The organism is Zhihengliuella salsuginis, assembly GCF_014651715.1.
GTDB lineage: Bacteria > Actinomycetota > Actinomycetes > Actinomycetales > Micrococcaceae > Zhihengliuella > Zhihengliuella salsuginis.
Window position 1 is genome coordinate 86567 of the sequence record NZ_BMXK01000008.1, and the last position, 13851, is coordinate 100417.

At 66.6% G+C, this 13851-nt stretch carries 14 protein-coding genes; all 14 read right to left on the reverse strand.

Features of this window, described 5'->3' with window-relative positions; translation table 11 throughout:
* Position 1 precedes the first annotated feature (1 nt).
* The 14 genes from atpD to rho all read right to left on the reverse strand — a co-directional run bounded on the left by atpD (position 2) and on the right by rho (position 13834).
* Positions 2-1462, reverse strand: coding sequence for a F0F1 ATP synthase subunit beta (gene atpD, locus IE069_RS10240; protein WP_189350177.1), 1461 nt, complete (start codon positions 1460-1462; stop codon positions 2-4).
* Positions 1463-1514: 52 nt separating this feature from the next.
* Positions 1515-2411 carry a F0F1 ATP synthase subunit gamma gene (locus IE069_RS10245; protein WP_189350179.1) on the reverse strand — a complete coding sequence of 299 codons (897 nt, stop codon included), beginning with the start codon at positions 2409-2411 and terminating at the stop codon, positions 1515-1517.
* Between the two features lie 69 nt (positions 2412-2480).
* Complete coding sequence (gene atpA, locus IE069_RS10250) at positions 2481-4118, reverse strand: F0F1 ATP synthase subunit alpha (RefSeq protein WP_189350181.1); 1638 nt, start codon at positions 4116-4118, stop codon at positions 2481-2483.
* Between the two features lie 104 nt (positions 4119-4222).
* Positions 4223-5035 (reverse strand): F0F1 ATP synthase subunit delta, encoded by an 813-nt coding sequence (locus IE069_RS10255; protein WP_189350183.1) that lies wholly within the window; start codon positions 5033-5035, stop codon positions 4223-4225.
* Positions 5035-5583, reverse strand: a complete 549-nt coding sequence (locus IE069_RS10260; RefSeq protein WP_189350185.1) for a F0F1 ATP synthase subunit B — start codon at positions 5581-5583, stop codon at positions 5035-5037. Before IE069_RS10260 ends, IE069_RS10255 begins: the two co-directional genes overlap by 1 nt.
* A 57-nt stretch (positions 5584-5640) precedes the next feature.
* On the reverse strand, positions 5641-5853 hold the full coding sequence (gene atpE, locus IE069_RS10265) for an ATP synthase F0 subunit C (RefSeq protein WP_102159851.1): 213 nt from the start codon (positions 5851-5853) through the stop codon (positions 5641-5643).
* 87 nt (positions 5854-5940) lie between these two features.
* The gene (gene atpB / locus IE069_RS10270) at positions 5941-6750 is read right to left on the reverse strand and encodes a F0F1 ATP synthase subunit A (protein WP_189350187.1); all 810 of its coding nucleotides are present in this window, start codon (positions 6748-6750) and stop codon (positions 5941-5943) included.
* Positions 6751-6849: 99 nt separating this feature from the next.
* Positions 6850-7080 (reverse strand): AtpZ/AtpI family protein, encoded by a 231-nt coding sequence (locus IE069_RS10275; protein WP_189350189.1) that lies wholly within the window; start codon positions 7078-7080, stop codon positions 6850-6852.
* On the reverse strand, positions 7067-7558 hold the full coding sequence (locus tag IE069_RS10280) for a hypothetical protein (RefSeq protein WP_189350192.1): 492 nt from the start codon (positions 7556-7558) through the stop codon (positions 7067-7069). Before IE069_RS10280 ends, IE069_RS10275 begins: the two co-directional genes overlap by 14 nt.
* A gap of 91 nt (positions 7559-7649) precedes the next feature.
* Entirely contained in the window at positions 7650-8771 is a 1122-nt protein-coding gene (locus IE069_RS10285) for an MraY family glycosyltransferase (protein ID WP_189350194.1), read from the reverse strand.
* A gap of 6 nt (positions 8772-8777) precedes the next feature.
* Positions 8778-9500, reverse strand: coding sequence for an L-threonylcarbamoyladenylate synthase (locus IE069_RS10290; RefSeq protein WP_373287811.1), 723 nt, complete (start codon positions 9498-9500; stop codon positions 8778-8780).
* A 55-nt stretch (positions 9501-9555) separates the two neighbouring features.
* Positions 9556-10419 (reverse strand): peptide chain release factor N(5)-glutamine methyltransferase, encoded by an 864-nt coding sequence (gene prmC, locus IE069_RS10295; protein WP_229791079.1) that lies wholly within the window; start codon positions 10417-10419, stop codon positions 9556-9558.
* A 4-nt stretch (positions 10420-10423) separates the two neighbouring features.
* Positions 10424-11509 carry a peptide chain release factor 1 gene (gene prfA / locus IE069_RS10300; RefSeq protein ID WP_189350198.1) on the reverse strand — a complete coding sequence of 362 codons (1086 nt, stop codon included), beginning with the start codon at positions 11507-11509 and terminating at the stop codon, positions 10424-10426.
* 177 nt (positions 11510-11686) lie between these two features.
* Complete coding sequence (gene rho / locus IE069_RS10305) at positions 11687-13834, reverse strand: transcription termination factor Rho (protein WP_189350200.1); 2148 nt, start codon at positions 13832-13834, stop codon at positions 11687-11689.
* Positions 13835-13851 lie beyond the last annotated feature (17 nt).

Sequence of the window (13851 nt, forward strand, 5' to 3'; positions counted from 1 at the left end):
GCTACTTGGTCGATTCCTGGATCTCGGCCCACTGGCGCTCGACGTCATCCAGACCGCCGACGTTGTAGAAGGCCTGCTCCGAGATGTGGTCCATCTCGCCATCGCAGATGGCCTGGAAGCCCTCGATCGTGTCCTTGAGGGACACGGTCGAGCCGTCGACACCGGTGAACTGCTTGGCGGTGTAGGTGTTCTGCGACAGGAACTGCTCGATGCGACGGGCACGGGCGACCGTGACCTTGTCCTCCTCGGAGAGCTCGTCGACACCGAGGATCGCGATGATGTCCTGCAGTTCCTTGTTCTTCTGCAGGATCTGCTTGACGCGGACTGCGACGTCGTAGTGCGTCTGGCCGACGTACTGCGGGTCGAGGATGCGCGACGTCGAGGTCAGCGGATCGATGGCCGGGTACAGACCACGCGAGGCGATCGCACGCGAGAGCTCGGTGGTCGCATCGAGGTGCGCGAAGGTCGTCGCCGGAGCCGGGTCGGTGTAGTCATCGGCCGGCACGTAGATGGCCTGCATCGACGTGATCGAGTGGCCCTTCGTCGACGTGATGCGCTCCTGGAGCAGACCCATCTCGTCAGCGAGGTTCGGCTGGTAGCCCACTGCGGACGGCATGCGGCCCAGCAGCGTGGAGACCTCGGAGCCGGCCTGCGTGAAGCGGAAGATGTTGTCGATGAAGAGGAGCACGTCCTGGTTCTGCACATCGCGGAAGTACTCCGCCATGGTCAGGGCCGAGAGCGCCACGCGCAGACGCGTTCCCGGCGGCTCGTCCATCTGGCCGAAGACCAGCGCGGTGTCCTTGAGGACGTTGGCCTCGCCCATCTCGACCCAGAGGTCGTTGCCCTCGCGGGTGCGCTCGCCAACACCGGCGAACACCGAGGTGCCGCCGAAGTTGCGGGCCACACGGGTGATCATCTCCTGGATCAGAACCGTCTTGCCGACGCCGGCGCCGCCGAAGAGGCCGATCTTTCCACCCTTGATGTAGGGGGTCAGAAGGTCGATCGACTTGATGCCGGTCTCCAGCATCTCGGTCGCGCCCTCGAGGTCGGCGAACTTCGGGGCCGGGCGGTGGATGGACCAGCGGTCGCTGGCCTGGATCTCCGAGGCCTCGACGTCCAGCGGCTCGCCGAGGACGTTGAAGATGTGGCCCTTGACGCCATCGCCCACCGGAACGGTGATCGGCGAATCGAGGTCGGTCACGACAGTGCCGCGGACGACGCCGTCGGTGGCCTGCAGCGAGATCGCGCGGACAAGGTTGTCCCCGAGGTGCTGGCTGGTCTCGAAGGTCAGCGTCCGGGTCACACCGTTGAGGGTGACCTGGGCGGTCAGTGCGTTGTAGATTGCGGGAAGGGCGTCGGCCGGGAATTCGACGTCGACGACCGGACCGATGACGCGCGCGATGCGGCCGGTGGCCCCGGCACCCGCGGCGGCGGTTCCCTGCTCGTTCAGTTGGGCAGTCATGTCTCTCACTTCGCTTGAGTGTATCGCGTGGATAACGTGTTGAATCGGCTGGCTAGGACGCGTTCAGTGCGTCCGCACCGCCCACGATCTCGGTCAGCTCCTGCGTGATCTCCGCCTGGCGTGCATTGTTGCGAAGTCGCGTGTACTTCTTCACAAGCTCGGTGGCGTTGTCACCGGCGGCCTTCATCGCGCGCTGACGTGCGGCGAGCTCGGAAGCCGCCGCCTGGAGCATGGCGGCGAAGATCCGGGACTCGATGTAGCGCGGCAGCAAGGCGTCGAGCACCTCTTCTGGCTCGGGCTCGTACTCGTACAGCGGCAGCAACTCCGAGCTGTCGGCCGGTGCGTCCCCCTCCACCACCTCGAGCGGCAGCAGACGGGTGACAACGGGCTCCTGGACGACCATCGACTGGAATCGCGTGTAGACGACGTGGATCTCGTCCACACCGCCCTCCGCAAAGTCGGTGGCGAAGTCCTCTAGCAGCGTTGCACCGATCTCACGTGCGGTTTCGAAATCCGGGTTGTCCGTGCCCCCGGTCCACACCTTGGCGTACTCGCGTCCGCGGAAGTCGTAGTACGCCAGGGCCTTGCGGCCCACCAGGTAGTACTTGACCTCTTTGCCTTCGTCACGGAGGAGTTCGGTAAGCCCCTCGGCCTGCTTCAGGACGCTGGCGGAGTAGGCTCCGGCGAGACCACGGTCCGAAGAGAGGATCAGAACCGCGGAACGACGAACCTGCTCGGGTTCGGTCGTCAGCGGGTGGTCCACCTCGGACTGGGACGCGGCGGCAGAAACAGCACGGGTGATCGCATTCGCGTACGGCAGGGAGGCGGTCATACGACTGCGTGCCTTGCCGATACGGGAAGTGGCGATCAGTTCCATCGCCTTGAAAATCTTGCCCATCGACTGCGTCGATGCGATCTTCTGGCGGTAGACCCGAATCTGGGCTCCCATGTTTTTCCTTTCCTGTTCCTCGGTTCGGGCGGGCGAAGTTCAGTTCGCCCACCCGTTCCGCGGACGGTGTCAGCGCTTCTGCTTGACGATCTGTTCCTGGTCGACGGCGTCTTCTCCGATGGCGTCGTGCTCTTCGTGGCCGGGGCCGACGAACTTGTCGTCGCCCTCGCCGAAGAACCCGGGCTTGAAGTCGGCGACAGCCGCGTTCAGGGCCTCGACCGTGGAGTCTTCGATCTTGCCGGTCTCAGCCAGCGTCGTGAGGATCTGCGTGCGGTGGCGCAGGTACTCGAGGAACTCGCTCTCGAAGCGGCGAACGTCCTCGACCGGGACGTCGTCCAAGTGGCCGTTGGTGCCGGCCCAGACGGAGACGACCTGCTCTTCGACGGGGAACGGCTGGTACTGGCCCTGCTTGAGCAGCTCCATCAGGCGCGCACCACGCGTCAGCTGCTGCTTCGACGCGGCGTCCAGATCGGAGGCGAACATGGCGAATGCCTGCATGTCGCGGAACTGGGCGAGCTCGAGCTTGAGCGTGCCGGAGACCTTCTTCATCGACTTCACCTGAGCGGCACCACCGACACGGGACACCGAGATGCCCACGTCGACGGCCGGGCGCTGGTTGGCGTTGAAGAGGTCCGACTGCAGGAAGATCTGACCGTCGGTGATCGAGATGACGTTGGTCGGGATGTAGGCCGACACGTCGTTCGCCTTGGTCTCGATGATCGGCAGACCGGTCATCGAACCCGCGCCGAGCTCGTCGGAGAGCTTCGCACAACGCTCGAGGAGGCGGGAGTGCAGGTAGAACACGTCGCCCGGGTATGCCTCGCGTCCCGGCGGACGGCGCAGGAGCAGGGACACGGCGCGGTAGGCCTCGGCCTGCTTCGAGAGGTCGTCGAAGATCACCAGGACGTGCTTGCCGCCGTACATCCAGTGCTGGCCGATGGCCGAACCGGCGTAGGGAGCGAGGTACTTGAAGCCCGCGGGATCGGACGCCGGGGAGGCGACGATCGTCGTGTACTCCATCGCGCCCTGGTCCTCGAGAGTCTGGCGGACGGCGGCGATGGTCGACGCCTTCTGCCCGACGGCCACGTAGATGCAGCGCACCTGCTTGGTGACGTCGCCCGAGGCCCAGTTCTCCTTCTGGTTCAGGATGGCGTCGACGGCGATGGCGGTCTTGCCGGTCTGGCGGTCGCCGATGATCAGCTGACGCTGTCCGCGGCCGATCGGGATCATGGCGTCGATGGCCTTGATGCCCGTCTGCAGCGGCTCGTGCACCGACTTGCGCTGCGTGACGCCCGGGGCCTGGAGCTCGAGGGCGCGACGGCCCTCGGCTTCGATCTCGCCCAGGTCGTCGATCGGGGCGCCCAGCGGGTCCACGACGCGGCCCAGGAACTTGTCGCCCACCGGGACGGACAGGATCTGTCCGGTGCGCTTGACTTCCTGGCCTTCCTCGATGCCCGTGAAGTCGCCGAGAATGACGACGCCGATCTCGCGGGTGTCGAGGTTCTGGGCGAGGCCCAGAACGCCGTTGTCGAATTCGAGAAGTTCGTTTGCCATGACGGAGGGAAGACCCTCCACCTTGGCGATGCCGTCACTTGCCGTGGTGACGCGGCCAACCTCGACGCGATCTGCGGTGCCCGGTTCGTAGGACGACGCGAAATCGGTCAAGGCATTGCGGACGTCATCGGCGTTGATGGTCAATTCGGCCATCTGCAGTCCCTGCTCTCCTGTGTCTCTGTCATCGTGTCGATCTTCAGTCGATGACCTAATGTTTGATTCAGTCTGTGATGCGGCAGCTGAGAAGCGCGAGGCTCTCAGCCGACCAGCCTGCGGCGCAGCTCGCTGAGGCGCGCGACCGTGGATGCGTCCAGGATCTCGTCGCCGACAGCCACACGGATGCCGCCGATGAGTTCCGGTTCCACGCTGACATTGAGATTCAGCTCACGGCCGTAGAGGTTGTTGAGACCGGTCTGCAGTCGGTTGGACTGCTCTCCCGTCAGCGGACGGGTGACGCTGACGTGCGCAATCCACCGCTGCTGCCGTTTGGCAACCAGTTCAATGAAGCGGCCCACCAGTTCGACCGGCTTCAACCCGCGCGGGGCCACGACGGCCTGGCGGATCAGGAGCCTGGCCGGCTCACCTGCCTCTGGAACAAGCTTGAAGGCCAGCGATGCCTTGGCATCGGCGTCGGCCTGCGGCTCGTCCAGCGCGCGCTGCAACTCGTGGCTCGAACCGACGACCTGGGTGAACTTGAAGAGCTGTCCTTCAAGAGCATCCAAGCCCGCCGAACCGCCCTGGCGTTCAGCCACAGCAACTGCGGTCGTTGCGGCCAGAGTTTCCAGCGCGTCCCCGATGTCGCGTGCCGAGCGCCAGCGCGCAGCGGCGAGGTCGGCCGCGGTGGCCTCCGCAGCAGCGGAGACCTTGCCCGTGACCAGCCGCGACAGCAATGCGGCCTTGTCCTTACCTTCGCGTGCAGGATCAGTCAGGGCGCGGCGCAGGCCGGCGTTGCCGTCCAGCAGGCCCAGGGTGACAAAGAGCTCCTCGGCCAGCGACAGCTCTGCTGTTGCGAGCCGGGGTTCCAACTGCTCCTGAGCCGCTGCCAATGACTCGCTCGATACGCCTGCCATTAGTTCGATGCACCTGCACTCTGCTGGGAGTCGAGATCAGCCAGGAACCGGTCGACCACGCGAGCCGAGCGCTCGTCGTCGGCCAGGGACTCGCCCACGACCTTTCCGGCGAGTTCGGTGGCCAGCGTGCCGACCTCGTTGCGCAGGGAAGCGACTGCGGCGGTGCGCTCCGCTTCGATCTGCACATGGGCCTGCTCGGTGATGCGCGCCGACTCCGAAGCGGCCTTCTCCTTCAGTTCGGCGAGGATCTGCGCGCCCTCGGCGCGAGCCTCCTCGCGAATCCGGTTGGCCTCGGTCCGTGCGTCGACGAGCTGCTTCTTGTATTCCTCAAGAGCTGCGTTGGCTTCGGCTTGGGCGGCCTCCGCCTTCGCGATTCCGCCCTCGATGGCCAGCGAACGCTCTTCGTACGTCTTTTCAAACGCAGGAACAACGAACTTGGTCACAATGAAGAGCAGTACCGCGAAGCCCAGGACCGTGACAAGGATCTCCCACCAGTTAGGAACCAGTGGGTTTGCACCCTCAGCAGCGAGAATAACTGCCTCGTTCATCTTTCACCCGTCTTTCTGAAGAGCGTATGGATTGATCTGGGCATGTTCAGCCCGAGATCAGTTCCAGACGAAGGCGAACACGAGGCCGAGGATGGCGAGCGCTTCAGTGAACGCCAAGCCCATGAAGGCCAGCGGCTGCAGAACGCGCTGGGCTTCCGGCTGACGGGCGACGCCGTTGATGAACGCGGCGAAGACGAGTCCAACGCCGATACCGCCGCCGATGGCGGAGAGGCCGTAACCGATCGCATTCAGGTTGCCGGAGATTTCCATTGTTTTCCTTTCACGATGCCATCACGGTTCTTCCGATCAGGCAGATTGGTTGCGTTAATGTCGACCCCCGCGAAGGGGGACAGCTATTTAGTGGGCCTCGGAGATCGAGCCCTGGATGTAGACCGCGGTCAGCAGCACGAAGACGTAGGCCTGCAGAACCTGGATGAAGATCTCGAACAGGTACATGCCGACGCCGCCGGCCATGGTCAACACGCCGAGTACCGGCATGGCACCCGAGGTCTGGGTCAGCAGGAAGGCCGAGCCCGACGCCGCCAGGGCGATGATCATGTGGCCGGCGAGCATCGTCGCGAAGAGTCGCAACGAGTGCGTCAGCGGGCGGACCAGGAACGTCGAGACGATCTCGATGATGACCACCGGGACGATGAAGGCCTTCGGCACACCCGAGGGCACGACCGCGACCTTGAAGTAGCCGATGCCGTGGGTCCGGATGCCGAGGACGATCCACATGATGTACACGAAGCCGGCCAGCGCGTAGGCCGTGCCCACGTGCGACGTGGTCGGCAGCTGCAGGAACGGAATCGAGCCGAACAGGTTGTTCACCAGGATGAAGAAGAACAGTGACACCAGAACGGGAACGAATGGACGGAAGTCCTTTTCGCCGATCAGATCCTTGCCGACGCTGTTGCGGACGAAGTTGTAGCTGTACTCACCGAGGAACTGGAACTTTCCCGGGACCATCTGGCGGCGGCGTGAGGCCGCGACCAGGAACCAGGAGATCAGCGCGACGGAGAGCAGCACCAGCAGCATCTGCTTGCCGAAGCCCTCGCCGTAGTGTGCTCCCCACGGAAGAATCTCCGGAAGGTGCAAGTCATCAATCGTCGGGGCAATGAATCCCTCGGATTCATTGGTGGCCGCCGGAAGCGCAAGCGGGATCAACGCGTTTCCTCTCTGCAGTGTCCGTCTTTGGGCATGTAGGTCTTCCGCTCAGGGCGGTGTTCCATAAGTCTCTTGTTATGTGGGCCTGTTGCCCGGTGTTCATTCACTCTGGCGCCGCCGATAAGCATTTCGGTGGGCGTTGGCTAGAAGGCCACCCGCGATAGCGCCTATGAAGACCCCGACAAGCCAGATCCAGCGAGTTGGCAAGAGGAAATCCAAACCCCAGCCTATCAAACCGAAGACGATCATCCCGCCTACGATGTAGTTGATGAACTCGCGGGTCCAGGAGCCGTTGGTCGGCTCGCGGTAAACGGGATCATGCTGCTTCACGGGCACCCCGCTCCTGGGAGTCCGCGTCCGGGGCCCCGTCGTCGTACAGCTGGAAGCGAAGCCGCGAGAAGACGATCATCTCGGTCGCCTGCCAGGCGATGACCGTTCCGACGGAGGCGCCGATGAACCAGGCCGCGTCGACCCAGGCCGGCGTCCCCAGCAGGAAGACCACCGCGCCGAAACCGACGACTTTGACGACATAGCCGAACATGAAGGCGCCGAGCGCTGCACGCGGATTCCGCAGACCGACGACGTGGCCGATCAGCAGGGTGATCCCGAAGAAGACGACGACGAGCGCGACGGCGGCCGCCACGCTGGCGGCGGCCGCGAGACCGGAGACGGCTCCCCCAGCGGCAGATCCTGCAGCCGCGAGGACCAGTGAGACCAGACTGCAGGAGCACAACAGGCGGAGCCACGGGTTCGGGGTCTCCCCCGAAGCGCGCTGAGGCTGCGCCGCGCCTGTGGTGCTGGAGCTCATGTTGGTCCCGTCGATGCTGTGCTGGCGGAATGAGTGAACGTGTCCACGAAGGACACCGTCGTAAATTCTACATGACGTAGAGAGATGTTCGCTACGCGCCGCGCTTTCGTTTCCACGCGGCGAGGCTCCGTCGAAGCCACGGCCACATCGTCAGCAGGGCCGCACCGAGGGCCGCCAGCAGGTTGATGCCGACGATGATGCGCCAGTCGAACTCCTTGAAGATGAACGCGACGGATCCGAAGGCCACGATCCCGGACCACAGGTACAGGACGAGCACGGCCTGCCGCTGGGTGTAGCCGCCGTCGACCAGGATGTGGTGCAGGTGCCCCCGGTCGGCTGAAAACGGTGACCGGCCGTTGGCGGTGCGTCGGATGACCGCCAGCGCGAGGTCGAGCAGTGGCAGCAGGATCACCGCGACGGGCAGGATGATCGGCATGTACGCCGGGATGTTGCGGAACCGGTACCCCTCCTGGGCTCCGACGTCGCCGGTGACCATGATCGCGGCGACGGACATCAGGAGCCCGATGATCATGACGCCGGATTCGCCCATGAAGATCTTCGCGGGGTTGAAATTGTGCGGGAGGAAGCCGAGGCAGGCACCCAGCAGGATGGCCATCAGCATCGCGGAGAAATTCGAGTTGTCGTACTGGCTGATGGTGCGGGCGAGCCAGTAGCAGTAGACGAAGAACGCGGTCGCTCCGATGGCGGCCACCCCCGCCGCCAGCCCGTCGAGTCCGTCCACGAAATTGATGGCGTTCATCGTCAGCACGATGAGGAAGACGGTCAACAGGATCTGCACCGGTTCCGACGGGATGCCGATCCAGCCGACGGGCATCGCCTCGAGACGGACGCCGCTGAAAGCGATGACCGTCCCGATCAGTGTTTGACCTGCAAGTTTGTAGTACCACCTGAGATCCCACACGTCGTCGACGACGCCGATGGCCAGGGCCAGCAGCGCACCGGTGAGAACGCCGAGCGCAGGGCCCGGATCGCGGAAGGAGCCGGACAGGAAGTCCAGTCTCGACGCGACGGCCACGCCCAGCAGCACGGCGATGATCATCGCCACTCCCCCGAGCTTCGGGATGGGGGCGGTATGGACGTCGCGGTCCCGGAGCTCCGCCGGCCCGACCTTCAGTCCGATACGGCGCACCAGTGGCGTCAGAAGGAACGACGTCGCGAAGGTGAGGGCGATGAGGAGCAGGTACAGGCGCATCGACGGCTAGGACTGCTCGGTTTCGGGGGCCGCGGTCTCCGCCGAATCCGGCGACTCGGATGGTTCGGCGGACTCGCCTTCGCCGAGCAGTGCGGGAACCTCCTCGCGCAGGACCTCGAGGGCGATGGCCCCCTGCCGCACGACTCGCGGCGTGCGGGAGGTGAAGTCGACGATCGTCGACGGGAGCGCGTCGCCGTCCCGGGGGCGGGCCCCGTCGGAGAGGTACACCGCGACGGCCTCGCCGAGCTGATCCTCGGCGTCGTCCGCGTTCGTCGCCGCGGGCTGCCCGGAGCGGTTCGCGGACGACACGGCCAACGGCCCCGTGTGGCGGAGCAGTTCCAGGGCGACGTCGTCGTCCGGCATCCGCAGCGCGACCGTCCCCCTGGTCTCGCCCAGGTCCCACGTCAGCGATGGCTGGGCCTGCAGGATCAGCGTCAGCGCGCCGGGCCAGAACCGTTCGGCCAGCGCACGGGCGCCGTCGGGAACGGTCGCGGCCAGCCCGTCGAGCGTTTCGGGACGGGGAATCAGCACGGGGGGCGGCATGGACCGCCCGCGGCCCTTGGCGGCCAGCAGTGTGGCCACGGCCTGCGGGGAGAAGGCATCGGCGCCGATTCCGTACACGGTGTCGGTCGGGAGGACGATGCACTGCTTCTCCGCGAGGACCGTGCGCGCGGCCTCGAGGCCCGCTTCGCGGTCCACAGCATCCTGGCAGTCAAAACGTGATGTCACGGGTGTCATTCTTCCATGTAGGTCGCAGTAATCGCCGGAAGCCACCGGCGGGGATCTAGCCGGACAGCCGCGCGGAGGTGCAGCGCGCCCGTTCCGTCAGGTCCAGGTGACCGGCGACGTCGCCCCACCCGCCCGCCTGCTCGAAGAGGGCCCGCATGGCCCGCTCCTGCACTTCGGCATGCTCGATCGCGGCGTATCCGCCGGGGACCAGCAGCCGCCGGGCGGTCGACTCGACGGCACGGGGCAGTTCCATCCCGTCCGCTCCCCCGCCGTAGAGGGCGAGCTCCGGGTCGTGGTCGCGCACTTCGGGTTCGTTGGGCACGGCTCCGGCCGGGATGTAGGGGGGATTGGACACGACGACGTCGACGCGGCCGTCCAGGTCGGCGAACGCGTCGCGCAGGTCGCCGACCCGCAGTTCGACGCCGAGGGGCGAGAGATTGCGCTCCGCCCACGCGGCTGCGTGCTCGCTGAGCTCGACCGCGTACACGGTGGTGCCGGGGACCTCGGACGCGATCGCTGCGGCGACTGCGCCCGAACCGGTCCCCAGGTCGACGACGGTGGCCGTGCCGGATGCGGCCACCGCAGCCCGCGCCGCGTCGATCCCGAGCTGCGCCAGCGTCTCGGTCTCGGGGCGGGGCACGAAGACCCCGGGCCCCACCTTGAGATCCAGGTGGCGGAAGTGCGCGACGCCTGTGAGGTGCTGCAGGGGGGCGCGCCGGGCGCGTTCTGCCACGAGTTCGTCGAGCCCCGCTGGAGCGTCGGCACCGGCGAGGGCCATCGCGCCGACCCGACCGCGGCTGACGTCGAGCAGGTGCGCGGCCAGCAGCTCGGCGTCGACGCGGGGACTCGGCACTCCGGCCGCGGCCAGGCGCGCGGTGGCGGCGTGCAGTGCGGCGGAGAGCTCCGCCGTCGTACCCACGCCCCTACTTCTCTTTGTTCTCGCCGAGGGCGGCGAGGCGCTCGGCCTCGTCCATCTCGATGCAGGAGGTGATGACGGGATTCAAGTCGCCGTTGAGCACGTGGTCGAGGTTGTACGCCTTGTACCCCGTGCGGTGGTCCGCGATGCGGTTCTCGGGGTAGTTGTAGGTCCGGATCCGCTCGGACCGGTCCATCGTGCGGATCTGCGAGGCGCGCACGGCCGAGTTCTCGGCGTCGATCTGCTGCTGCTGGTGGGCCAGCAGGCGTGAGCGGAGCACCCGCATGGCCGCTTCGCGGTTCTGGATCTGCGACTTCTCGTTCTGCATGGCGACCACGATGCCCGTCGGCAGGTGGGTGATGCGCACGGCCGAGTCGGTCGTGTTGACGGACTGGCCGCCCGGGCCGGACGAACGGTAGACGTCGATCTTGAGATCGTTCTGGTGGATGTCGATCTCCTCGGGCTCGTCGACCTCCGGGAGGACCAGGACGCCCGCGGCCGACGTGTGGATTCGGCCCTGGGACTCGGTGACCGGCACGCGCTGCACCCGGTGCACGCCCCCTTCGAACTTCAGGTGCGCGTAGACGCCCTCGGCGGGGTCGTTCGACGACCCCTTGATCGCCATCTGCGCGTCCTTGTAGCCGCCGAGATCCGATTCGGTGTAGGAGATGAGCTCGGTCCTCCAGCCCTTCGACTCCGCGTAGCGCGTGTACATGCGCAGCAGGTCCCCGGCGAACAGTGCCGCCTCGTCGCCGCCCTCGCCGCCCTTGACCTCGAGGATGACGTCGCGCGCATCGTTCTCGTCGCGCGGGATGAGCAGACGGCGCAGTTTCTCCTCGGCCGCCGGCAGCGCTGCCTCGAGCTCCTTCGCCTCGGCGGCGAACTCGGGATCCTCGTCGGCCATGGTCCGCGCCGCCTCGAGGTCCTCGGTCGTCTGCTTCCAGCGCTTGTGAGCTTCGACGATGCCGCCCAGCTGCGCACTGCGGCGCCCCAGTTTGCGCGCCCGCGCCTGGTCCGCGTACACGGCCGGGTCGGAGAGCTCTCGCTGCAGCTCCTCGTATTCGTCTAGCAGTCCCTGGACGGACTCAAACATCGCTCACTTCTTTCCGATAGCCCGAGGCGAGGCGCCGATCGCGCCCGCATTCTGTCTCAGTGTATTCAGTCTGGCCCGGCCCCGCGCCCGCGGGTCCGGTTAATCGCAGAACGCCCGGGGCCGTCCCCGTCCGACAGCGATGCTGTGGACGGGACCGGCCCCGGGCGTTTCAGGCAGCTAGTCGTCCGACTTGGATCCCAGCGTGGTCTTGGAGACCGTCATCAGGAACTCCGCGTTCGACTGCGTGTCGCGGATCTTGGTCGTCAGCACCTCGAGCGCCTGCTGCGTGTCGAGACCGGAGAGCACGCGGCGCAGGCGCCACATGATCTTGACCTCGTCCTGCGACAGCAGGTTCTCCTCGCGACGCGTGCCGGACTCGTTGACGTCGACGGCCGGGAAGATGCGCTTGTCCGCGAGCTTGCGGGACAGGCGGAGCTCCATGTTGCCGGTGCCCTTGAACTCCTCGAAGATGACCTCGTCCATCTTGGATCCGGTCTCGACCAGCGCGGTGGCCAGGATGGTCAGCGAGCCGCCGTTCTCGATGTTGCGGGCGGCGCCGAAGAAGCGCTTCGGCGGGTACAGCGCGGACGAGTCCACGCCGCCGGAGAGGATGCGGCCCGACGCCGGTGCCGCCAGGTTGTACGCACGGCCCAGCCGGGTCATCGAGTCCAGCAGCACGACGACGTCCATGCCCATCTCCACCAGGCGTTTGGCGCGCTCGATGGCCAGCTCGGCCACGGTCGTGTGGTCGTCTGCCGGACGGTCGAACGTCGAGGCGATGACCTCGCCCTTGACCGTGCGCTGCATGTCGGTGACTTCCTCGGGACGTTCGTCCACGAGCACCATCATGAGGTGAACTTCCGGGTTGTTCAGCGTGATCGCGTTGGCGATCGACTGCAGGATGAGCGTCTTGCCGGCCTTCGGCGGGGAGACGATCAGGCCGCGCTGGCCCTTGCCGATCGGCGCCACGAGGTCGATCACACGCGGGCCGATCTTCTTGGGCTCGGTCTCGAGGCGCAGGCGGTCCTGCGGGTAGAGCGGCACGAGCTTGCTGAACTCGACGCGGTTCTTGTTCTCCTCCTGCGCCTTCCCGTTGACGCTGGTCAGCTTCACCAGCGCGTTGTACTTCTGGCGGCCGCTGTCGCCGGACTTCTCGCCGTCGCGCGGGGCGCGGATGGCGCCGACGACGGCGTCGCCCTTGCGCAGGTTGTACTTCTTCACCTGGTTCAGGGACAGGTAGACGTCGTTGGGTCCCGGCAGGTACCCCGAGGTGCGCACGAAGGCGTAGTTCTCGAGCACGTCCAGGATTCCGGCCACGGGCAGCAGCACGTCGTCTTCGCTCAGCTCGGTCTCGTCGACCTCGGGCTGGTTGCGTCCACGGCCGCGACGGCGCTCGTTGCGGTTGCGGCCGCGGTCCTTGTCGCGATCACGGTCGCGGTCGCGGCGGTTGCGGTCGCGGTCGCGACGGTTGCGCCCGCCGCGGTCGTCGTTGTCGTCGCGGTTGGAATCGCGGTTCGCGTCCCTGTTCGAGTCGCGGTTCGCATCCCGGTTGGAGTCGCGGTTCGAGTTCTCCCGCTTCTCCGAGGCGTCGTTGTCGCCGGACTGCTGTCCGTCGTCGTTCTGGTTGCCGCGGCGGTTGCGGCCGCGGCGGTTGCGACCCTGGCGCTCCTGCTTGTCGCCGTCGCCCTGCTCGGACTGTTCGTCCTGGTTCTGCTCGGACTGCCCGCCCTCGTTCTCGGCGTTCTGCTCGGCTTCCTCGTTGCGGCGACCGCCGCGACGGGAACGGTTGCGCCCGCGGCCCTCGGACTCGTTGTCGGACGACGAGTCGTCGGCTTGCTTCCCCTCGGCCGGCTTCTCAACGGCCTCGGAATCGCTCTTGGTCTCGACGCTGGCGTCGGTCGCCCGGCGGGAGCCGCGGCGGCCACGTGTGCGTGCCGGAGCATCGGCGCCTTCTTCGGCCGGGGCGTCCTGCTTGTTCTCCGCGGGAGCCTCCCCGGCGTCCTGCTTGGCGGCGTTGGAGCGGGAGGCCCGCTTCTTCTTCGGTGCCTCGGCTGGCGCCTCGCCCGCCTCGGCGGCGGGCTTCTCGGCTGCGGCGTCCTTCTTCGGCGCCGCCTTGACGGTAGAGCGGTCGGCTACGGAGCCGCCGCGCTGGTGCTTGGAGATCGCCTCCACCAGATCGGACTTGCGCATGCGGGACCCGCCGGTGATTCCCAGCTGGGAAGCCAGGGCCTGGAGCTGCGCGAGTTTCAAGCCGGCCAGGCCGGCACTCTGTGGGGCAGATGTCTTGGTGTCCACGCCTGATTCAAGGCTAGTGGTTTCTGTCACGAAGGTTCCTTCTCCCT

Coding starts and splice junctions, on each gene's coding strand:
- atpD (WP_189350177.1), bottom strand. CDS start 1,462: ATGACTGCCCAACTGAACGAGCAGGGAACCGCCGCCGCGGGTGCCGGG.
- IE069_RS10245 (WP_189350179.1), bottom strand. CDS start 2,411: ATGGGAGCCCAGATTCGGGTCTACCGCCAGAAGATCGCATCGACGCAG.
- atpA (WP_189350181.1), bottom strand. CDS start 4,118: ATGGCCGAATTGACCATCAACGCCGATGACGTCCGCAATGCCTTGACC.
- IE069_RS10255 (WP_189350183.1), bottom strand. CDS start 5,035: ATGGCAGGCGTATCGAGCGAGTCATTGGCAGCGGCTCAGGAGCAGTTG.
- IE069_RS10260 (WP_189350185.1), bottom strand. CDS start 5,583: ATGAACGAGGCAGTTATTCTCGCTGCTGAGGGTGCAAACCCACTGGTT.
- atpE (WP_102159851.1), bottom strand. CDS start 5,853: ATGGAAATCTCCGGCAACCTGAATGCGATCGGTTACGGCCTCTCCGCC.
- IE069_RS10280 (WP_189350192.1), bottom strand. CDS start 7,558: ATGAGCTCCAGCACCACAGGCGCGGCGCAGCCTCAGCGCGCTTCGGGG.
- IE069_RS10285 (WP_189350194.1), bottom strand. CDS start 8,771: ATGCGCCTGTACCTGCTCCTCATCGCCCTCACCTTCGCGACGTCGTTC.
- prfA (WP_189350198.1), bottom strand. CDS start 11,509: ATGTTTGAGTCCGTCCAGGGACTGCTAGACGAATACGAGGAGCTGCAG.